The sequence below is a fragment of the Bdellovibrio reynosensis genome (assembly GCF_022814725.1).
Classification (GTDB): domain Bacteria; phylum Bdellovibrionota; class Bdellovibrionia; order Bdellovibrionales; family Bdellovibrionaceae; genus Bdellovibrio; species Bdellovibrio reynosensis.
Map to the genome: position 1 here is coordinate 396,626 of NZ_CP093442.1, position 20,718 is coordinate 417,343.

Sequence of the window (20,718 nt, forward strand, 5' to 3'; positions counted from 1 at the left end):
CGAAGTTTATTCTTTAATTTAAGTTTTGTTTTTAAAAACCGAAAAAATCAGAGTGATAAAGGAGTTTTAATGTCATCATCCTTTGGGGATGTTCCTGCATGGGCCTATGAGGCTGCGCAGGCGCTGATGCAATCTCTGAAAATCGTTGATCCAGCGACCTTCGCGCACTGCTGTCGCGTGGGCGAGATGTCGCGTAAGCTTGCCCGTGATGCTGGCTTAAATGAATACCAGCAAAAGCTTGCAGAATTTGCAGGCCTTTTTCACGACATTGGTAAAATGGGAATTCCCCAATCTATCATTTCTAAGCCGGGAAAATTAGACGACAATGAATACCGCATCATGAACAGTCATCCTGTTTTAAGCGAAGAAATCGTAAAGCCCTTGGCGAAACATGATTTCTTTGCGCAAATTCTGCCAGGTATTCGCGGTCACCATGAGCGTGTGGATGGCACTGGTTATCCTGATAAAAAATTAGGTGATGAAGTTCCGTTGATTGCGCGAATCATTCTAGTGGTTGATACCTGCGATGCGATGTCACAGACGCGGGCTTATCGTAAAGGTTTACCCATGGATGTTGTCTATGCAGAATTAAAACGCTGTTCGGGCACTCAGTTTGATTCACAGCTTGTGAATATTTTCTTACAAGCTCATCCGTCCTGGAAAAACCAAGAAGCGGATCAAGAAACTGAAAATAAACTTATAAAAAAGATCGCTTAAGGGCGAATAAAAAAAGGCGGGAATCCCGCCTTTTTTTTTATTTTAAAACTACTGCATCTTATTCGTAGATTCAAAGATCTTATCAGCAGATTTAGCCACAAACCCTTGGTACAGTTTGCCGTTTTCAAGTGGATAGCGTTTCGCAAATTCATAGTAGCAACCCGGGATATTGTGGGTTCCATCGTCGAATTGGACAGGGATTTCAGAAGCCATGGTCGAACTTTGCTCTAAGTAATCGGCTTTGGTGCCTTTTACCTCTCCGCCGGATTTATTTAATACATATCCGTTGGCTTTAATGAAATCATTTAGCTCAGTGATGTCGTCAAAATTCTTAAGTTTGTTGATATTCACTGTGAAGTGGTTGGGTCTAAAACCGTAGGCCGCAACCCAAGAAGCGTATTCGCTTTCTTTTGCAAGCTCAGAATATAGTGAATATGTCATTGGCCATGGACGACCGCTCATCGCAAAAGTTTCGCTATCGATCACCGACTGAGGAATTTGGTCTACAAGTTTGTTCACAGTATCACGTACAAACGGAGACACTTTTTCAAGTTCAAGTTCGCTGATGAAAATCTTCGGCATGTCTGTGTTTGGATGCTCATAGTGTTTTGCGTAAAGTTTTTTCTCTACGAAAACGTAATCGTTTTTTTCTACATAGCCTAATTTTTTAAAGTGCTTAGCAAGGGATTCAATACCAAGGCGCGGATGATTAAAAGTTCTTAGGGCGATGTGATCATTTAAAACTGTTTCGCCCTTGGCGACGAAAAGATCATAGATTCTTTTTGCAGCAGGATTCAGTTGGCAGTAATCAACCCACATTTTTTCAAGAAGACTTTCAAGACTCATCATATTCGTTCTCCTAATGGAAGGAAGATTACTCCTCTTAACTAACTGGCGCAAGGCGCGCGCATTTGGCAGCGAGCGTTATCCGTTGGAGTCCGCAAATATTTCACTGAGTATAGAGCAATGAAGACCTTGCTTGAGTTCCAACAAATTGAAGAACGAATGCAAAGCTTGGGCGATCAAGCCCGGGTGGAGGTTTTGGCGCGCAGCCAAAGCGGGAACCTAAGTTTGCCCATATGTAAAATTACGTTCGGCAGTGAGTATCCTTCGGCCCCGGTAATAGGTTTTGTGGGTGGTGTTCACGGTCTTGAAAGAATCGGCGCCCAAGTCTGCATCGCACTTATGAATTCTGTGGCAGAACTTTCTTTGTGGGATGAAAACCTGCAAAAAACTTTACAGAAAATTCGCATTTTTTTTATACCGACCGTAAATCCGATCGGTATTTATCAACGCACTCGATGCAATCCACGCGGTGTGGATTTGATGAGGAATTCCCCTGTTGAAGCAGAAAATCCAGCGCGGTGGGTAGGGGGTCAGCGTGTGTCGCCGCGACTGCCTTGGTACAGAGGCAAGCTTGGCGCTCCCATGGAAGTGGAAGCGCAAGCGCTGGTGGATGCGGTCACAAAAGAAATCAAAGACAGTTCGCTAGCAATCACCTTAGACATTCATTCAGGTTTTGGCATGCAGGATCGCTTGTGGTTTCCCTACGCAAAAACGGTGAAACCGTTTCCGGATTTAGCCATGGCCTTTGAGTTTAAAAAGCTAATGGACCGCACTTACCCCCATCACTTTTATAAGATTGAACCTCAGTCGCAAAGTTATACAACCCATGGTGATTTGTGGGATTATATTTACGATCAGCACACGACACAAAATAGCAGCCAAAAATATTTACCGCTGTGCTTAGAAATGGGTTCTTGGTTGTGGGTCAAAAAAAACCCAATGCAGATTTTAACGGCGGATGGGCCTTTCAATCCTGTGAAAGCCCATCGTGAACAGCGTATTTTACGCCGGCACAATACTCTTTTAGAATTTTTAATTCGCGCTATTTCGTCACCTCACGCTTGGGTTCATGGGGAAGGTGAAAAGCAACAGCAATCTTTGCAACGTGCTAAGGAGCTTTGGTATGCAACAACACCATCCTAAAAACTGGCTTTTACTTCGTGGCCTTGCTCGCGGTGTGGGACACTGGGGGACGTTTGCAGAAAAAATCCAAGAGCGTTTTCCCCAAGACCGCTTTGAATTTATTGATTTGCCAGGAAACGGAACCCGCAATGAAGAGGTGAGTCCAACGACGATAGGTGACTACGTCAAAGACCTTCGCTCCCGTTCTGAGTTTGTTAAAAAAAATGAAAAATTCAATGTCCTCGCGGTTTCTTTAGGGGCCATGGTCACTGTCGAGTGGATGCGGGAATTTCCCCACGAAATTAACAAGGCGTTTTTGGTGTGCACCAGCTCTTCGGGATTTTCACCCTTCTATCATCGCTTTCAACCGATAAACGTGGTGAAGTCGCTGCGCCTATTAAGTTCAAACCAAGCTTTGATCTGGGAAAATACGATTTTAAACATGATCGTCAACAGTGCCGATCGCCGCGAAGCTGAAATGTTGGGAATGGTGGCCTATTCCGATCGATATCCAGTGAAGATGCAAAACATTTTAAGGCAGTTGGCGGCAGCATCGCAGTTTCGTTTTCCCAAAGAAGCTCCGGGTGATGTTCGTTTGATTGGAAGTCATGGTGATCGATTGGTGTCCCCGCATTGCACTTTGCGAATTGCCCATGCCTGGGAACTGAAGCCCCACATGCATCCTTGGGCTGGCCACGATATCCCTATTGATGACCCCCAATGGCTGCTTGAACAATTACTCTAAAACATCCGTTTTCTGAGGATTTTTTAACGGTATAATTTTCAACTTTAGCAGGGTATTTTTACCATCATCTCGAACAGGTTGCATTAGGGGTAAAACAACGCGTGGCTCCGTTGACTCCTCCAGGCTTTTCTTATTCTCTATCGGCTGGACTTTTATCCAGAGGCGGATGTGAGGGTTAAAACCTATCTTGCGGCAGGGCTTTTTTGTCTTGCAGTAACCACAAAAGCAAAGGCCCAAACCCCAAGCTTACAAAAGCTTGCATTGGGCGTCAGTGTACTTGAAGAGCCGATGGCACCGTCATCAAAGGCCCAAGTGTATGGACAGGTCCGTATGGAGGGGATGCAATATCTGACTCCCATCGCGGAAGCATCCCAATTAACCTACAGCCAATTACTTTCAGCGCGGCTTTCTGCAGTTAAAGAAACTTCGTGGATGGATTTTGCTAGTGATATTTCTGGCGGAACCTTTTTTACTAAAGGGCAGTCCCATTTCGTCGTTCATGAACTGTATGCTGGGTCCCACGGCAATTCTGATTTTAAAACTTTCGTAGGTCGCAAAAAGAAATCCTGGAGTGAAATTGATCAACGCTGGCAATTAGGTCTTTGGCAGCCGACGTTTTCTATCGACGCCCTTCGCCCTGAAGAACAAGGTTTAACGGGCCTGTTTCTAGATTATAATACGCAAAAACTTGAAGTCCTTGGATTTGTGACACCCATGTTTATTCCGAACATGGGGCCTGATATCCGCGAGGAAGGCGGGGGCTTGGTGGCAGACAGCCGCTGGTACCGTGCCCCCTCTAGGGATTATGATTTCAACAACCGCATCAATACCATCAGCTATGACTTGGACATCCCAGAAACAGCAAAGCTCGTGGCCAATCCAGGCGGGGCCTTCATGGTCCGCGTCGGAGATAAAGACAAGGGTCCTTGGTTGAATGTCAGTGCGGGATATTTACCGGTGAACGAGCTGATTTTAAAACGTCAAAATTTCAAAGACGTTTCTGAAGACGAAGTGGACGTGACCGTATCACCCGTCGTGACCTACCATTCAATCTCCTCTGTGGACTTTGGTTATTCGTACAACTCTGTCAGCGGCACGATCTCTTACTTGCAAGATGAGCCTTTAGAAAAGCTTCCGGATCCAGATTGGTCCATCCAAAAAATCAAAGCCCTGCAAGCGTATTCAGCGTCTTTGGATTTTTCTTTAGCAAATATTTTTAGCAAAACGTTGTCTTTCCAAATTGAGTATTTAAAAGTCGTGGGCGGTGGCATCGTTGATATACTTTCAACAGGTCAACCTGATGACTTTACGCTTTTTGATAAGCGGCTTAAATTTACCAACGCTTTATCTTTCGGCGTTGAAGGGCAGCTTGCTAGTTTCTTCCGACGTCCGTTCGTGACGCGCTTTAAGTATCTTTACGATTATGATCAGCGTGGTTCTTTGTTGAATACAGAGTTTTTGTATTATCCATCGCAAAAATGGGCCGTGGTTATGGGGGGCGACATCCTGGGGGTTCAAGATGAAACCTTCAGTCCCTCTAGTTTCTTAAATCAATATCGCGCCAATGATCGCGTCTATGGAGGGATGACTTATGTTTTCTAAGCTAAATTGGAGCTTTAAAACCATAAGTCTTGTGACTGCAGCCTTCTTGGGGCTGTCTGCTTGTGACAGCAAAGTCGGGGAAGCGCCTCCTCCACCGCAAAGTCAAGAGTTCGGTGGGACGGATTGTTTAACGGAAGCAAAGCCTGTTATAAAAGCCTTCGTCCTTGGTGACGCAAAAACCGAGGAGCTTGAAGCCACATGGATTTGCATCGATAGCGCCATTGAAAAATTCAAGCGTTACGTGCGCGGGCGTTCTGCCGACCGCTATACTCCCCAAGAACTGGCTACTTTCTTAGAAAACAACTTTTTAGCAAAATCTGAAGATCCACCTATTTCACCTGCGCTGCAGGCGGAATTCATGAAGGTGAAGCTGCTTTTCCTAGGTGGCAGCCCAAATTACATTTCACGGGCTGAGCTTGATAAGATTTTAGTTCTGACGAAAAGCCTTCGTGAAATCACGATAAAATTAAATCCTTATATGAAGGTGCTTTCGCTGAACTGGTCAGTGACGGAAGCCAATAACATTCAACGGGATGTTCGTTACTTTGAAGATGCCAACCGTGAGGTGCAAAATGCCGCCCGTACTTTGGCGGCACTGATCGAAAAAAATGGCCAGACCTATAAACTTTCTGACTTCGTCTTTTTGATGGAAGAAATGGGAACCTTCTTTAAAGAAAAGTGGGAGTTTCCAAAAATCATCGCGCGTTATATGCCGCTCGTGAAGAAAGTAAAGAAGGCATTAGCCGGAGGCCAAGAAAACTCTATCACTCCGAATGAGTGGCGCCGCTTTGCTTTATTAGGTGCCCGGGGCTATGTTCAGTATCTTCGTTATCATTATTTTATTAAATCAGCTCCAGAGACTGGGACGGGGTATCGACTTTCTTACCTTTCTCGCACGGTGGAAGATGTCCTTTCGGTTTTTCAAGATCTGGTGGCGGAAAAGCCTGAAGAAGTCGTATCTCGCGACGAAGTCACAGACTTACTAAAAACCCTGGCTGTCGTATGGCCGGAATTTAAGGTTTCACCAGGCTTGGTCCTTGAAGGTATGAAGGTCAAAGCTTTATTCTTTGGCGGCAGTGTCGATTCATTTTCTGCACGCGATTTTGAAACGGCTCGCTTAAAAGTCAGTCGTATTAAAATTCTTGTCGAACGATTTCTTCCTTTCTACACGATTTATGGTCGTGAATGGGATCCAAGTTTTTATGAAGCTGAAGAAGCGCAACGACTTTTTATGGAATCTCAGTTCGTCTTAGAGGCGACCGTCCGCGAAGCTGGCAGTTTGTTTGAAGGCACCTACGACATCAATGACGTCAAAGGTCTGATGCGGGAAATCGAGTCTTTATATGGCGGTTTCGCCGAAAAGAAGATTTCGGAAAAAATGGAGCCGTATATTCCGTTAGTGATTGATGCAAAAAAGATCATTTTCGGCGGCAATGATTCTTCGCTTCGCAAAGGTCACTGGAGCACTTTGCTTAGTTTCGCGGCGCGAGTGTACACAGATTTCTTGTATTATGATTACTTCCTTTCTGAAAGAAATTTGGAAGAACCGTTAAGTGTTAGTTACATGTCTATTTTGGCGAATCAAAGCCTTAATATTTTGCGTGATCTTTTAGCTGCTAAAAAAGCCTCGAATTTTTCTGCTGAAGAGCTAGGAAAATTGGTGGGCCACTTAGGCAAAGTCGGGCTCATTCCTGATAAGCTTACTGCGAAGTCGATTGAAGGCTTTGTAGATGTACTTGTGAATAATATTTTAGTGTTCCCGGAACAAAGAATTAAAGGAACTCTTCCTAATGCTTTAACCATGGGTTCTGTAGAGGTTCTGCGCCAAGAAGCCCAGGTGTGGCTTGATACTGAACTTTTCATTTCTAAACTTGTGCAGAATTGGAAGCCTGAAGAAGGTTTAAATACGGCAGACTTGATTTCTTTGTTAGAAAAAGAAAAGTCGCAAGTGAATGAAACGACGCCATTGTATTCAGGACTTCATGAAATTCAGTTGGCGGTGCAAGGACCCGTCACGCACACGGTCGACGAACAGGGTCGCCTTATTATTTCAAACCGCTTTGTGCAACTGTACACGGCAAAAAGTCTGCGCCAGTTAAATATGAATCGCAGTTTGGCGCGCATTCTGATCCGCTCCGTTTCTAAGGACCTTGAAGCGATTAAGACTTATAAAGGTGCTTCGCTAGAAGAAATCCAAGAGCCTTTCCTTAAGGTCTTTCCAGCCCTTGTTGATTTAGGATTCATTGATAAAAAAAGCGTGAACTTCGTAAAATCACGTTTCTTAGAAGCCAATCTTTTCACTCCGCACGCGGATGGAAATAACTTTGCTTCCCAGGCCGAGTTGAGCACATTAGTGGGTATGATTTGGTCGGGTGTTCGCATCAACAACATGCTTCGCGAAACCCTGATCCAAGAGTGCTTCAATGGCCGCCAGATCACAAATTCAGATAGCGTCAGCATCGCCTGTGCGCAAAAAGCCTATAAGAAAGCGATGCCAACAGTAATGACGGCAACGCCGGAGTATTTAAAATTCCAAAAGCATGCAAGCAATGAAGACTGGGCTGTCTTTATGACCAATGCTTTCAAGGCGGCAGGTTATCAACCCAATGATAAGAAGGAAGCGTTGATAGAAGACATCGCGCTGACTCCGCACGTTCTTCAGTATATTGAGTCGGTGTTTGCCCGTTACGATAAAAACAAAGACGGCTACATAGAAACTTCCGAGGGCTTAAAAGCATATCCTGCTTTTAAAGGCATCATCATGGACGTGGCTAAAGATCAGTTGAATTCAGGAAAACTGAAAACCAGCGAGCTGCAGCCTTTATTCATGTACATCCTTCGCTACGGTAAAGCTCCGGATGGTTTGGCGGAAGGCGCTTGCTTTAGATATATCTGGGTGAAAAAGCCAGAAAAATGGAATATCTGGGCGGGGCGTTCGAAAATGGCAGAAATCCTAGGATACATCGCGGATCAGTCACGCCAAGGCAAGAAACCTTCTTCCCAAAACAACATGGGTCTTAGTCTGACTTGTGATTGGTTGAATTAAGTCTAATTATTCTAATCCGTCACTTTTGCTGAAATGACTTTCGCAGAGGTGACTGTCGCTGATTGCATTCTTAAACCTAAGAACGCACCAGAGCCCACTGTGTTGGGCATAGCAGACGCCAAATCCCCTGGACGGTTGGTATCAATGTCTGCAGAAGCTGCGACGTAAGAAACCATGTTTCTGCGCCAGACAAGAAGTCTCGCCTTAGTTCCATCATTATGAACTTCAATAATAAGATCTAAATCCGTTGGGAAATAATAGGCTAGATTCGTGGCAGTGACTGACGAAGCTGCATTATCAAACATCACGATGGAAGAAACGCTGGCGCCGTTACGATGAAAATAAATAGAAATGCCGTCAGTACCTGGGAAGGAAGAGTTGCTTCCATAGAAAATCACTTCCACCCAGCTTGTAGAAACACTGTCTAAGCTTGCTTTAAGTTGAAAAGCGCGACGGGAAGTTCCTAAAACATCTGTAAAAAACAGAGTCCCTGTTCCGGTCACACTCAAATTGTCATAATTAGAAAAGCTGCCGGAAACAATCGTGTTTGGATCAATACCAACAGATTCCGGAGCCTCTTCAGGCGCAGCACATGACGTTAATATGAATAGGCTTACTAAAAGAACGGATCTTAGAATGAGTTTTTCCACATCATTGACTCTACTGGAATTGGTTTTTTGTCGTTATACTTTGCCGACGGTTTGACGTTATAAGCCGTCAAAATGTCGCCCTTTACTTCAAAGTATATCAACTGACCAATTGGCATTCCAGTATAAACGCGAACAGGCTGTTTAACTGAAATCTCCAGAGTCCAATAATTGCAGAAGCCGACGTCGCCTTTACCAGCGGTGGCATGGATATCGATTCCGAGGCGGCCTACACTTGATTTTCCTTCTAAAAATGGGACATGTTTCAGAGTTTCTGTGTACTCTAAAGTAACGCCCAAATAGAGGGTGTCTGGCATAAGCACAAAACCCTCTTCAGGAATCTCAAAAGTGCGAATTTGGTTATGCTTCCTAGCGTCCAGCACCTTATCTTCGTACACAGCCAAAGTCTTGCCCAAGTGAACATCGTATGAGTTCGTGCCTAAGCATTGTCTGCGGAAGGGCTCTACTTTAATTGAGCCTTCTTCCATGTACGAAAGAATCTGCTGATCCGTAAGAATCATTACTTAGTTTCTCTGTGAACTGTGTGGCGCTTAAGATTTGGATTGTATTTCTTTTTCTCAAGACGGCTTGGAGTCTTAGTTTTGTTTTTCGTTGTAGTGTAACGAGAAACAGGTTTGCCTTCAGCACGTGCTTCAGTGCATTCCAAAGTGATGATGATTCTTCCTGACTTTTTTGCCATTGCGGTACCCCTTAAATGGAACTTTAAAACATAAGCTTCTAAACTGACACGCGGCTTTAGGCAAACACGTTCATTATATTGCCATGCGTAATTGAAAAAAAATGACAATACCTTTTAGAAGGGGCTCAAGGTATCAAATGAAAAAGGAAACTTCAACAGGCAATTTACTGTCTACAGGGAGAATTCATGAACTCACTGAGCCTTTTTTCGATCTCCGTGCTTTTGTCTGCCTGCGCCCATGCCCAATCCATTGGCATTTTCCAGGGATCCACCCATCAACCGGTGACTTTGAATCAAACAATGGCGGAGGTCCAACCAGGTTCCATCGTAGTAATCGGAGAAAACCACGGATTCAAAGAACATCAAGATCAGCAGCTTCAGATCATGCAAGCTTTGCGCGCAAAAGGCTTGAAGGTTTCTGTGGGACTGGAATTTTTTACATACACTTCCCAAGATCTCGTGGACTCTTATCAGCAAGGTGTTTTGGCTGAAGAGGAATTTTTAAAAGCTATTCAGTGGGGCAGTCCTTCCTTTGACCTTTATCGCGATCAGGCTTTGTACCCTGATTTAACAGAAGGTTCGAAAACCCTTGCCCTGAATGCGCCACGAAAACTGACTAGCAAAGTTGCAAAACATGGATTGCAAAATCTGACGGCCGAAGAGCAAGCATTGTTACCCCCGAAGTTTAGCTTGGGCCGAGAAAGTTATAAGCAACGTTTTTTAAGCATGATGCCGCACCTGCCGTCACCTGAAGCGGGGGAAAGGTACTTCGCTGCTCAGTCCATCTGGGACGATACCATGGCTTGGAGGGCGGTAGACTATATGATGAATCACCCTGACCAGGTATTAGTGATCGTGGTGGGAGAGTTCCATGTCCAGTTTGACGGAGGCTTGCCGGATCGAATTAAAGCTCGTTCTGCGCATATCCCGGTGTTGAGCTTTTCGCAAATCAACACCTTGGGATTGAGTTCCGATGAGATTGCACAAGAGATCGCAGCGTCGCCAACAGAAGGTCCTAGGGCCCATTACCTGTGGTTAGCGCCAGCACAAGGTCCAGTGAAATAAAGATTCTTTGTGCTTCTGTGGCTTTTTCCTAAAATAGAAAAAGCTTAAGGAGTTCTAACTATGTTTCCCGCTGAAACACGCATACTAGTTATCGACGATATGCCTTCTATACGTGATCTAGTTAAAAACACATTAAAGGGCATGGGCTTCAAAAATATTTTGGAAGCTGGAGACGGGGAAGAAGGATTAAAAATTCTTCTGCAAAACAATTCTGCCGGGAACAATATCCAATTGGTTATTTCTGACTGGAACATGCCGAAAATGAAGGGGCTTGAGCTTTTAAAGCAAGTTCGCGCGACCGCAGAGTGGTCGAATCTTCCCTTTGTTCTTTTAACTTCTGAATCAGAGCGTGATCAGGTGACAGAGGCCGTTTTAGCCGGAGTTTCTCAGTATATCGTGAAGCCTTTTTCTGCGAAAATTTTTGAAGATAAGCTAAAAGCGGCTTATCAAAAACACAACAAAGCCTAATTTGGCGACATCGTCTAACCAAACAAACCCCTAAGTTAAAAACTTAGGGGTTCTTTTTTTTTTGAGTCTTAAGTCTCACAAAATTTATTAGAATAAGAGTGATCTTTTAAACAAGCCTTCTAGGATTTAAGGATCACGACTTTGTGATAAAGCCCAGCGGCCTGAATTTTCGCTTGTTAGAAAGAGTGTGTTTTTATCCATGCAACTTCATCTTGTGGTGACCTCGGCAAGGTGTGACCATGGGGGTGAACTCTCTCGGTAAAGGAGGACGATATGAATCTATATAAACTTGTCTTGGCTGCAGTTTTTATGTTTTCTGGAGTGACCTTCGCTGAAGGAACACGTTCTACTACTAGCTCCGGAACAGCAACTGGAACAATGAGCTCAGCTGAAAGAAATTCGGGCCCTGGCACAACTTCAGGCGCATCGACGGGAAGAAGTGATGGCACAACAACATCGGATTCTTATTCTAGCTCTACTGGAACAACAGCTATGGATGATGACTCAGGAACAGCTTCGGACCAAATCGAAAAAGACCGTCGCGCTCAGAAAAAGTTTATGAAAAAAGGCAGAACAGCAAGAGATACTGCTACCGAAACGCAAGGTACTGGTACGAACACTGATTCTCGTGGAACAACTTGGGATAATTCTACAGGCAGCAGTGATACAGGCACAGGCACAGGCACTGGAACAACTGAATAACAGTTTTTTACATTGCATTCGACGAGAGAGTGACAAAAGCACCCTTGAAAAGGGGTGCTTTGTCATTAGGCTGCGGTCGCCGTTTTCTTTTTGTCTTTTTTAAATTCAGTGATGTAAGGAACTTCAATAAATAAGCAGGTGCCGATACCCACTGTGGATTCAACCCACACGCGCCCTTGCAGTTCTTCGGCTGCGTATTTAATCGCATCCATTCCCACACCACGGCCAGAGATTTCTGTCACCTGATCGCGGGTAGAAAACTGACTGTCAAAGATGTGCTGGATGACGTCTTGATCGCTTTTCTTACGAGTGTCGACCATTTTCTTAGCTAGTTTTTCGCGGATCTTCACTGGGTCGATACCGCCACCATCATCAACAATCTTAATCGCAAGCTGTGGGCCTGCGTGGGATTGTTTGATCTCGATAGCCACTTCGATATGACCTTCCGCAGGCTTGCCTTGATCAACACGCAGGTCGGGAAGTTCAATACCATGATCTACGGCATTTCTAAACGCGTGTACTAACGTAGAGAAAAGAGAACTATAGATTTCTGGAATCACCATGACATTGCCATGGGTAATTTTTAAAGGGGCGACCATCTTATCGACCTTTTCGCCTAAGCGAAGCATGACTTCGTTGTACGGCTCAAAGAATCTTTCAACCGGTTCCATGGCTAATTCAAGCAAAAGCTCTTGGGCCACTTGGCCGCCACCTGGTAATGTGCCGACCTTGCGGGCGATATCATTCAGTTTACTTATAGCAACTTCGATCTGACGTTCATCAGACAGGGCCGTCGTACCAAGGATTTCTTTTGTTTCATCTAAAAATTTAAAAAAGCCTTCTTCGATTTCAAAGCATTTCGCACGAAGTGCGATGAAGTTTGATTGGGAAAACTCTTGGCTAAGATCATTCAAAATTCCTTCGGCCATGTGGCAGCTTTCTGCAACCTCTTTGACAGAAAATAAAGCTGCGCCCCCTTTTAAAGTATGCAGTGAACGATACAGGCTTTCTGTATCAGGGGCTGCGTCCTTCGAAACTTCTTCGCGAATCGAAATAAGTAATTCTTGGGACTCTTGGATAAAGCGGTGGATCTCGCGCTTGCTCTTAATCATGTTAATGATAAGTTTGGCGTGTTCTTTTTCTCTTTCAGCTTGTTTCTGTGCTTCAACTAATGAAGTGATATCTGAAGCTACAACGACGATACCGTCCATAGCTCCTTCAGATGAACGCAGAGGATGATATTCCAAGGCGATATTGCGATTTTGTGAATGGGGGTAGGTCGTCGGACCCAATGGCGCTAGGTCTTCAAATGGAAGCATTTCCATAAAGACTGTCATCATCCATTTCTTAAACCCGTCCACTTTGTTTTCTGGAAGTTTTAAAACTTCCCAAATGTCTTTACCTTCTGGCTTGCATTCCACCGTGGTTTCGCAGGCCTTAGATGAAACATCCAGAATTTTACCTTCGGAATTAAAGATAAAGAAACCTTGTCCCAGGCTGTCTAAAAGAGCCGACATAGTTTGATTTAAGCGCGACAATTCGCGGGTTCTATCGGCAACCATTTGTTCCAAGTTCTTGCTGTAGTTTTCAAGCTGAACTTTGGCGTCTTCAAGGGCCTTAATGACATCTTCTTTTTGTTCAAGTTCGGCGCGATATTTCTTTTGTAAACGCTCTTCCAGCGTCACGTCACGGACGAAGACGATCCAATTCTTATCGCCCATGCTGTCAAAGATAGGTTGTAGGGTGATTTGAACTTTACCTTCGCCACCTTGGGCTGTTTTGAAAGTCACTTCTTTATACGGAGTCGCATCCGTAATAGAAATCAGTTTTGTTAAACCCTCAATCGGTTCACTGAACTCAAAGATTTCTAAGAGCTTCATGCCGCGAGTGATTTTTCGAATGGAAAGTCCTGCAATGATCGCTGCGGTTTCATTGCAATAGACGACCTTTTGTTCTGCATTCAAAACAAAGACTGGTTCAAGAAGAGTGTCAAATAAACTGTACTGAATCTTCATTGTGCAAAGGTCTCATTCTTTTGATGGTAAAGGGTGAATTCGCGTTTCGTAGTCCATTCAGAGGATTCTTGGTCGCTTTTCGATTCTGCACGCACGCGCCAATAGATTTTCCCCAACGGCACTTTTTCTTTAATAAGATAACGATTTCCTTGCAGGGATTTCGCAATCAAAGTACGTGAAAAATCAGGTTTGTCAGAAATTTCGATTCTATAAGAAGTCGCGCCTTCTACTTTTTTCCACTCTAGCCAGATGAATGGTTCCATCTCTGTTTGTAAGAAAATAGAAGCATTATTAAATGGCTCCATTAAAAGTGGAGCCGCTAGAGGAGAGCGGAAGCTATAAAGCACTTCTTCGATATTTGAAAATTCAGTCAAAGGCTTGTTGGTTTCGTCCAATGCTTGCACGCGCACATTGAAACGACCTGGTACTGGGATTTTTAAGATTCCTGTGTTTGACGCAAATTCCATTTGTGTTGGTTTTGTGAAGTTTTTGTCTTCATCCATTTGCACAAGATAGGATTTAGCGAATGGAACTTCGCTCCAGCTGATGGGTGTTTCTGTTGGTTGTGGGGTCGCTCCAATAACTCTGATGGATTTTAAAGGATCTAAAGTCAGACCGCTAACCGAGATATCTAAAGTTCCCACTTCACTTGGTTCACTGACTAAACCATTTAAACCGCGAGCATAGACGCGATAGAAGTATTTACCCGGGCGATATTGACCCCAGGCCACTTGGTTTTGTGTGACGTCGTATCTTTCGGCTTCTTGGAAGCTTGCGTCTTTTGCAATTTGCAAATGGTATTGCTTGGTTTGCAACACGGGCTTCCATGCAATCTTAGGTGCTTCTGGTGATGCAGGATTGCGGTCTTTCCCTGATGGAGCTACGAACTCTACTTTTTTAGTTATAAGAACAGGGCGTGTCGGGCGTTCTTCTTTATGTGCCACCAATGCAAGATTGAAGTTCACCGGTTGTGACCATGGTGAAACTTTATTGCTTTCTGTTGTACCTTGAACACGAACCCAGTAGCTGCCGCTTTCAAGTTTCGGTGTTAAAGCTGCCAGGTTATTCGTCTGACCTTCTTTAAGAATAGTTTTAAATTCTGGATCTTGAGAAACCTGCCAAGTGAAGTTCTTTAAAAGACCTTGTGCTTTCCATTGAACTTCAGTGGAAGTAGCTAGGGTCTCTTTTGCTTTCACTTTTAGTTCCAGCGAAATTTGGGCTTCGGGAAGGGGACTTGTGATCTGTGGACCTTCAAGATGCGTGATAAACATTTTTTGTACAGATGTTGTAGCACTTGTTTGCCCATCTTCATCAAGACCTTTTACGCGCCAGAAATAAGCACCTGGCTCGATCGGATCTTTAACATCTGCTTTTTGTTCACTTGTCACTTTAGAAACAGAAACGCTAGAGAAATCTTCTGTCGGAGAGATTTCAAGTTGGTATCTTGATAAACCTTTTCCATGCCATTCAAACGGCAATGGATCGTCAGGATTGATTCTTAACCAGTTGATGTTTTGTGCAGTTTTAAGTTCCAACTCAGGTTTTTGAACTTCTTTAACTTCACCTTTTTTAGAAACAGCGACTACGGTGTTTTTAGGAAGCTCTTTAACGGTTTGCTTTTTCTTATCGACGTATTTTACTTCACCGGCGATAAGCTTCAGGTCGACATTGCCACTGTGGGCTTTCTTAAATTGGATTTTAGGTTTTTCGGTGGTGCCTTTGTTGGTTTCAAGTTTGATTTCTTCGCCGCCAGATGTAACGGTGACTGAAGTGTCGCCAGAAAGTTCACCGGTTAAGTTACCGTAGCGCAGATCCAAATTCATTTGACCGTTTTTAAGATTCAAAGTGATTAAAGAGTTCGGCTGGATTTTGATTTCAGATCCATCTTGCAAGCGAATGGTCGCTTCTGAGCGGTCCCCAGTATAGATAGAATCATTTTGGAAGACCTTATCTTGACGGGAAGCGGGCACCCAACTGAACGTATCAAGGTTTTTACGTCTTACATCGTTTTGAGAGATAGAAACGTCACCAATCAATTCCAATTTTCCGGTGTTGGCTTTCGGGAATAGTAAAGAGTCGTCGTACAAAAAATACGAAAATGCGAGTAGCGTTGCTACCGCAAATAAGAAAATCGTTTTTTCTGTACGTCCAAATCCAGACATAACACTCCTGCTTTAGTTGATATCGGCAGAATTTTCTGAATGATTTACGGACCTTAGCCTAAGTTCTTTGACATTTTCTTTCTTGGGGTGCCTTTCGCGGGCATACTGATCTGGTGAAAAAACGTGGATTATCAATAAGATATAAGATTCTGTTGTTACTAACTTCGCTGCCATTAATCACATTAACTGTGTATTTGGTGTTGGCTTTAAAAATTTTTGAAGACGATAAAATTGCCTACGTCTTCGATTCATCCAGCAATATGTCTGGAACCATGGCGGCTCAAATTAAGACACAGCTTAATGCCGTGCTTGGAACCACGAAACCCATCTTTCAAGATTACCTAACGCAAAATAAATTCACGTCCATTTCTGAATCGATCTTTCAAAATGAATTCAATCTAGAGGCCATCGTCGTATTTACGCCTTCAGAAAGCGGATCTTTTGAAAAGAAAGCGCTGCTTGAAAAAGCCGTAGGGCAGACAGACGCTGTCTTAGCGTCTTTGCAGAACAATCTGCCGATTTATTTCTCTGACGTGGAAGCTAGTAAGCGTATGGTGAAGGTTCCATTCAGTGATGATCGCGTTTTTATTTTTGAACGTGTTGCTGATGAAACGACAAATCGCGTGACAGTTTTTATGGTGATCACGCGGATGAGTGAAGCAGCAGAAATGTTTAAGGCTTCACTTTCACAAAGCATGTATTTGATTTCGGGCGATGGAACTATTTTATTTGGTCCGGATAAGCTGCCAGGTAAAAAGTTGCAGGAATTTCTAGCTCCTTCATTTTTAAGTGGCCAGTCGGCGAAAGTTGCTCAAGGGGCCGAGACGGTGAAATCCGCAGAAGGGGATTTGCTAGTTTCCTATTCTCGCGCAGGGTTTGGTGATCTGACGGTAGTGACTGCGGTGGCTAAGGAAAAAGCCTTGGGTGCCGTTCAAATCTTGATTAGAAAATCTTTGATTTTTTTCGGTATTTTGATTTCAGTAACTGTGATCTTAAGCCTTTTTGCTTCTAGCGGTTTAACTCAAGCCCTTACTCAGTTGTTTAATGCGACTAAAAAAGTGGCGGAAGGTGATTTTAATATCCGTGTAGATGTGAAAACCAACGACGAAGTGGGAAGCCTTGCTGACAACTTCAATATTATGGCGGCGGAAGTTTCGCGCTTGTTAGATCAAACAGCTGAAAAAGCCCGGATGGAATCCGAGCTGCAAACGGCAAAAACGGTGCAAGAAACTCTGTTCCCAGAAACCCGCGCTAAGATTGGTCCGTTGGCAATTGCCGGATACTATGAGCCTGCCAGTGAGTGCGGTGGCGATTGGTGGCATTACTGTCAAATCGGAAACAAGATTTTCTTATGGATTGGGGATGCAACGGGCCACGGTGCTCCGGCCGCTTTGATCACAAGTGCGGCGAAATCGGCATCAACTATTATTGAGCGATTGAATATCTCTCCAGCAAAGGCTTTGGAGCTATTAAATAGATCTATTTATGATGTTTCTAAAGGTCGTATCATGATGACCTTCTTCTTAGCGTCTTTTGATTTAGAAACAGGGGAGCTTATTTATTGTAATGCATCCCACGAAGCTCCGTTCTTGATGAAGAAAACAGAGGGGGCTCCGTTAAAGAAAAAGGATTTGGTGCCGCTGAACGAAGTGAACAACCCAAGGTTGGGTCAATCTCGTGATTCGGTTTATGCACAAACGAGCATTCAAGTCGACGTTGGTGATTCTGTGTTCTTCTATACTGACGGTATTCCAGATATTCAAAACCCAAGTAAAGAAGCTTGGGGCGAGCGTGAATTTATTAAGGCCTTGATCGCTGCAAACAAAGATGGTCCAGGTGTGGGTGATTCAGTTGAAAAATTCGCGCTAAGTTTTCAAGGTCATCGTCAAGGGGCGGCCTTGGTCGATGACGTCACATTTTTTGTGGTCAAACACGAAGGCAATGTTTAAGTTTATTAGATAGTCGTGGACTCCGGTTTTACCGGAGATTTTAGAGGAGAAAAGAATGGGTAAACTCGATGTGAAAATGAATAAAGCAGCTGACAAATTAGTTGTTCAGATGGCTGGCACTATCGATGAAGATGTGGACTTTTCTCAGTTCAACTTAGGTGGAAATCCCGCAATTGAAGTTGAGCTAAGTGGTCTTAAAAGCATCAACTCTTGCGGCATTCGTGAATGGATCAAATGGATGGGAACAGCGGGTCCCGCGCCAGTGACATTTAATAATTGCCCTAAGGTGATCGTTGATCAAATCAACATGGTGGATGGATTTCTTCCAACGACGGGTAAAGTAAATTCCTTTTTCGTTCCTTACTATAATGACGACGCTGGATCTGAAAAAAACGTTCTGTTCCGTTATGGAACAGAGTTTTCTGAGGGCAGCGTGAATCCGCCACCATCGGTAAAAGATGAAGAAGGCAATGAAATGGAAATGGACGTCATCGAATCAAAGTATTTTAAGTTCATTAAGAAGTAGTCCGTCTTCGCGCCTTTGGCGCTACGGCGGGACAGGCCGTCCGGAGTCAGGTCGTTGGTCTAGGATTCGAGGCAGTACTGGTTGTCAGTACTGCTTTTTGTTTTTTAAACTTCATTTAGAACTTTAAATAGCCGAAAAGAAAACGTGGACGCTAATAAATCAAAGATTCTGATATTAGAAGATGACCAAACGATCGGCGTGGCTTTAAAAGAAGTTCTTGCCCGAGCGGGTTATAGCGTCTTTCTTGCGACTCGTCCTGATGAAGCCAACTCGATATTAACATCTAATACCAATATTGAATTCCTTTTCTGTGACTGTCTTCTTCCACAAATGACAGGTCTGGATTTCATTAAGCAGGTTCGCGGCAATTACCCGAACTTGCGCTTTAAAGTCGTTTTAATGAGCGGTATCTATACCGATAAAAGCTTCATCCAAGAAGCGTCTCAAGCGACAGGGGCGGTTGCATTCTTAAAGAAACCATTTGAGATGGAACAAGTTCTAAAACTTGTTAAAAAAGAAGAAGCGCCAAAACGTGAAGAAGTCGGCGCCAGAAAACTTCTTTATCAAATGTTCGCAAATCCCACAGTGACCAATCGCCAAAAACGGAAGGTGATTGAATCCATCGAAGAAGTGAGCGGTTTTGACTTACCATTTTTATATTCCTTATTGGCAGAAACAAAGAGCAGTGGATATTTAAATATCTACAATGCTGATGGTTCTGTTTCCGGTATTTCATTCTGTAATGGCACGATCGTCGGCGTAGACGTTGATGATAAAACAACATTCCTAGGTGAGATGTTGATTCAAAGTGGTTACGCGACACCTAAAGACGTGCAAACGGCTTTGCGTGACAAGAACAATCGCCGCATTGGTAATTACTTAATTCAAAACAATCAGCTAAGCCCCCACGCGTTTGATTTGATCCTGATGGAACAAATGAACATCCGCTTGGTTAGAACGATCGTAGATCAAAAGATCCGCGTGAATTTCGCCTCTGCAGAAGTAGAGATGAGCAGCCCCAGCATTGACGCTGACAGCTTGTCTTATTACTTGCATGACTGGATCGCTTCAAAACTTTCAGTAAGCTGGTTAAAGTCTTTATATGTAATGTGGTCGGGGAACGTGATCGTAAAAAGTCCAACCTTCCGCGAAGATCATCCTGCATTAAGCATGAGCTTGATTAAGACGCTAGAAGGTTTAACGGTAAAGTTAAACAATCAAATGACTTTAAGTCAGCTTTTAGATGTTAAAGGATACAGTGAAGTAGCTGTTTATAAAGCGATCCACTTCCTATTAACAAAAGGTCTAATCGTTTTTGCTCAAAGAGCTGCTTTCGCAAATCCGCAAGAGCAATTGAAAGTATTAAAGAAAATCTGGGCAGAACTAGAAAGCAAAAACGGATACGACATCGTATCGTACATGGAAACAGGTTCTGGTGGCACATCTCTAGACGGCGCCCTCCAAGACTTCATGACATTAATCGGTGATCAACCCCAAGATACAGCGTCAGAGCTATATCAAGTATGGAACAATATTAAAAAAATCGCCGAAGAATCTGTAGCCATGGCAAAAGATTCGAGCAAAATCGACCAGTACCGCCAAGCTTCGAAAAAAACAGAAGCCGAAGCAAAACTAAGAGCCGCTTCATTAATGGAAGACGTTAAAAAAGCATTGCAATACAACCAATACGCAAAGGCTTTAGAACACTTAGCGGAAATCGCTAAACTAAATCCACAAATGCAACAGTTACACGTCTACAGCTCATGGGCAAAACTAGGCGCTCTAGATCCAGCAAAAAAAGTATTTCAAATGAAAGAAATCGAATTGGAACTAATGCAAGTCCCACCAGACGAGCGTTACGACACACTATTCCCATTCGTCATCGGCCTATTCAATAAAGCAAAAGGAGATGTGGTAGCAGCACGCAAATCTTTCGAAAAAAGCGTAGCCTTAGACCCATCCTTCATCCCTGCACGAAGAGAAATCTCTCTGTTGTCAGCGGCAAACAAAAAACAAGACGTCTTCAACATGGACCTAAAACAAGTCGTCTCTGGTTTCTTCAAGAAAAAATAACGCTCTTAGCTTCGATCGAAGTTCGGAATGGGAAGGCTTAGGCTCCTAGCTTGGTGCTTGGCTGTCTCCATGAACACGCCATCCTGGCTCATCGCCGCCGCACTTCGTGCGGTTCGCGCAAGGTTGAGGGCTCCTGCCCCCAACCCCTTCGGGGCTGACGCGCAAAAATAGCATCCTGCTATTTTTGTCATGGCGCCGGCGAAGGTTCATTCCGCATCCACAGCACAGAGCTAAGCCCCAAGCCCTTCCCATTCCGAATTGCTGAGATAAGATGTCATGCTTTCTTAAAGAAAAGATTCAACTTGTCTGGGAAGCGGCGAAGCCCAGGCTTTT

At 43.9% G+C, this 20,718-nt stretch carries 17 protein-coding genes; 11 read left to right on the plus strand and 6 right to left on the minus strand.

What is annotated here, in order from left to right; genetic code table 11:
• The first annotated feature begins 69 nt into the window (after window positions 1-69).
• A complete protein-coding gene (locus tag MNR06_RS01795; protein WP_243538289.1) occupies window positions 70-717 on the plus strand; it encodes an HD-GYP domain-containing protein in 648 nt (215 codons plus the stop codon).
• 48 nt (window positions 718-765) lie between these two features.
• Here the strand turns inward: MNR06_RS01795 and MNR06_RS01800 are convergent, their stop codons facing one another.
• Complete coding sequence (locus MNR06_RS01800; protein ID WP_243538291.1) at window positions 766-1,566, minus strand: DUF1338 domain-containing protein; 801 nt, start codon at window positions 1,564-1,566, stop codon at window positions 766-768.
• 117 nt (window positions 1,567-1,683) lie between these two features.
• On the opposite strand from MNR06_RS01800, the gene MNR06_RS01805 reads away from it, so the two are divergent.
• The 4 genes from MNR06_RS01805 (at window position 1,684) to MNR06_RS01820 (ending at window position 8,078) form a co-directional block, all read left to right on the plus strand.
• Entirely contained in the window at window positions 1,684-2,706 is a 1,023-nt protein-coding gene (locus tag MNR06_RS01805; RefSeq protein ID WP_243538292.1) for a M14 family zinc carboxypeptidase, read from the plus strand.
• Window positions 2,687-3,430: an alpha/beta fold hydrolase gene (locus MNR06_RS01810; protein WP_243538293.1), complete on the plus strand. Its 744-nt coding sequence runs from the start codon at window positions 2,687-2,689 to the stop codon at window positions 3,428-3,430. The genes MNR06_RS01805 and MNR06_RS01810 overlap by 20 nt, the downstream gene beginning before the upstream one ends.
• A gap of 168 nt (window positions 3,431-3,598) precedes the next feature.
• Complete coding sequence (locus MNR06_RS01815; protein WP_243538294.1) at window positions 3,599-5,032, plus strand: transposase; 1,434 nt, start codon at window positions 3,599-3,601, stop codon at window positions 5,030-5,032.
• Window positions 5,022-8,078, plus strand: coding sequence for a hypothetical protein (locus tag MNR06_RS01820; RefSeq protein WP_243538295.1), 3,057 nt, complete (start codon window positions 5,022-5,024; stop codon window positions 8,076-8,078). Before MNR06_RS01815 ends, MNR06_RS01820 begins: the two co-directional genes overlap by 11 nt.
• 11 nt (window positions 8,079-8,089) lie before the next feature.
• On the opposite strand, the gene MNR06_RS01825 is transcribed toward MNR06_RS01820, so the two are convergent.
• The 3 genes from MNR06_RS01825 to rpmG are packed head-to-tail and all read right to left on the minus strand — an operon-like array spanning window position 8,090 to window position 9,425.
• Window positions 8,090-8,728 carry a hypothetical protein gene (locus MNR06_RS01825; protein ID WP_243538296.1) on the minus strand — a complete coding sequence of 213 codons (639 nt, stop codon included), beginning with the start codon at window positions 8,726-8,728 and terminating at the stop codon, window positions 8,090-8,092.
• Window positions 8,710-9,246 (minus strand): dCTP deaminase, encoded by a 537-nt coding sequence (gene dcd / locus MNR06_RS01830; RefSeq protein WP_243538297.1) that lies wholly within the window; start codon window positions 9,244-9,246, stop codon window positions 8,710-8,712. The genes MNR06_RS01825 and dcd overlap by 19 nt, the downstream gene beginning before the upstream one ends.
• The gene (gene rpmG / locus MNR06_RS01835) at window positions 9,246-9,425 is read right to left on the minus strand and encodes a 50S ribosomal protein L33 (RefSeq protein WP_041873421.1); all 180 of its coding nucleotides are present in this window, start codon (window positions 9,423-9,425) and stop codon (window positions 9,246-9,248) included. Before rpmG ends, dcd begins: the two co-directional genes overlap by 1 nt.
• A 186-nt stretch (window positions 9,426-9,611) precedes the next feature.
• Between rpmG and MNR06_RS01840 the strand changes: the two genes are divergently transcribed.
• The 3 genes from MNR06_RS01840 to MNR06_RS01850 all read left to right on the plus strand — a co-directional run bounded on the left by MNR06_RS01840 (window position 9,612) and on the right by MNR06_RS01850 (window position 11,660).
• A complete protein-coding gene (locus tag MNR06_RS01840) occupies window positions 9,612-10,490 on the plus strand; it encodes a ChaN family lipoprotein (RefSeq protein ID WP_243538298.1) in 879 nt (292 codons plus the stop codon).
• A 60-nt stretch (window positions 10,491-10,550) separates the two neighbouring features.
• Window positions 10,551-10,958, plus strand: coding sequence for a response regulator (locus MNR06_RS01845; protein ID WP_243538299.1), 408 nt, complete (start codon window positions 10,551-10,553; stop codon window positions 10,956-10,958).
• Window positions 10,959-11,231: 273 nt separating this feature from the next.
• Complete coding sequence (locus tag MNR06_RS01850) at window positions 11,232-11,660, plus strand: hypothetical protein (RefSeq protein ID WP_243538300.1); 429 nt, start codon at window positions 11,232-11,234, stop codon at window positions 11,658-11,660.
• Between the two features lie 65 nt (window positions 11,661-11,725).
• Here the strand turns inward: MNR06_RS01850 and MNR06_RS01855 are convergent, their stop codons facing one another.
• Together MNR06_RS01855 and MNR06_RS01860 are read right to left on the minus strand one after the other, a co-directional pair.
• On the minus strand, window positions 11,726-13,675 hold the full coding sequence (locus MNR06_RS01855) for an ATP-binding protein (RefSeq protein WP_243538301.1): 1,950 nt from the start codon (window positions 13,673-13,675) through the stop codon (window positions 11,726-11,728).
• Entirely contained in the window at window positions 13,672-15,837 is a 2,166-nt protein-coding gene (locus tag MNR06_RS01860; RefSeq protein WP_243538302.1) for a FecR domain-containing protein, read from the minus strand. The genes MNR06_RS01855 and MNR06_RS01860 overlap by 4 nt, the downstream gene beginning before the upstream one ends.
• A 152-nt stretch (window positions 15,838-15,989) precedes the next feature.
• Here MNR06_RS01860 and MNR06_RS01865 point away from each other — a divergent pair, with 152 nt between their 5' ends.
• The 3 genes from MNR06_RS01865 (at window position 15,990) to MNR06_RS01875 (ending at window position 20,385) form a co-directional block, all read left to right on the plus strand.
• On the plus strand, window positions 15,990-17,786 hold the full coding sequence (locus tag MNR06_RS01865; RefSeq protein ID WP_243538303.1) for a SpoIIE family protein phosphatase: 1,797 nt from the start codon (window positions 15,990-15,992) through the stop codon (window positions 17,784-17,786).
• Between the two features lie 55 nt (window positions 17,787-17,841).
• Complete coding sequence (locus MNR06_RS01870) at window positions 17,842-18,312, plus strand: hypothetical protein (protein WP_243538304.1); 471 nt, start codon at window positions 17,842-17,844, stop codon at window positions 18,310-18,312.
• Between the two features lie 144 nt (window positions 18,313-18,456).
• The gene (locus tag MNR06_RS01875; RefSeq protein ID WP_243538305.1) at window positions 18,457-20,385 is read left to right on the plus strand and encodes a response regulator; all 1,929 of its coding nucleotides are present in this window, start codon (window positions 18,457-18,459) and stop codon (window positions 20,383-20,385) included.
• The last annotated feature ends 333 nt before the right edge of the window (window positions 20,386-20,718 follow it).

Coding starts and splice junctions, on each gene's coding strand:
- MNR06_RS01800 (WP_243538291.1), bottom strand. CDS start 1,566: ATGATGAGTCTTGAAAGTCTTCTTGAAAAAATGTGGGTTGATTACTGC.
- MNR06_RS01840 (WP_243538298.1), top strand. CDS start 9,612: ATGAACTCACTGAGCCTTTTTTCGATCTCCGTGCTTTTGTCTGCCTGC.
- MNR06_RS01820 (WP_243538295.1), top strand. CDS start 5,022: ATGTTTTCTAAGCTAAATTGGAGCTTTAAAACCATAAGTCTTGTGACT.
- MNR06_RS01845 (WP_243538299.1), top strand. CDS start 10,551: ATGTTTCCCGCTGAAACACGCATACTAGTTATCGACGATATGCCTTCT.
- MNR06_RS01795 (WP_243538289.1), top strand. CDS start 70: ATGTCATCATCCTTTGGGGATGTTCCTGCATGGGCCTATGAGGCTGCG.
- MNR06_RS01860 (WP_243538302.1), bottom strand. CDS start 15,837: ATGTCTGGATTTGGACGTACAGAAAAAACGATTTTCTTATTTGCGGTA.
- MNR06_RS01850 (WP_243538300.1), top strand. CDS start 11,232: ATGAATCTATATAAACTTGTCTTGGCTGCAGTTTTTATGTTTTCTGGA.
- MNR06_RS01810 (WP_243538293.1), top strand. CDS start 2,687: ATGCAACAACACCATCCTAAAAACTGGCTTTTACTTCGTGGCCTTGCT.
- MNR06_RS01805 (WP_243538292.1), top strand. CDS start 1,684: ATGAAGACCTTGCTTGAGTTCCAACAAATTGAAGAACGAATGCAAAGC.
- MNR06_RS01870 (WP_243538304.1), top strand. CDS start 17,842: ATGGGTAAACTCGATGTGAAAATGAATAAAGCAGCTGACAAATTAGTT.
- dcd (WP_243538297.1), bottom strand. CDS start 9,246: ATGATTCTTACGGATCAGCAGATTCTTTCGTACATGGAAGAAGGCTCA.
- rpmG (WP_041873421.1), bottom strand. CDS start 9,425: ATGGCAAAAAAGTCAGGAAGAATCATCATCACTTTGGAATGCACTGAA.
- MNR06_RS01855 (WP_243538301.1), bottom strand. CDS start 13,675: ATGAAGATTCAGTACAGTTTATTTGACACTCTTCTTGAACCAGTCTTT.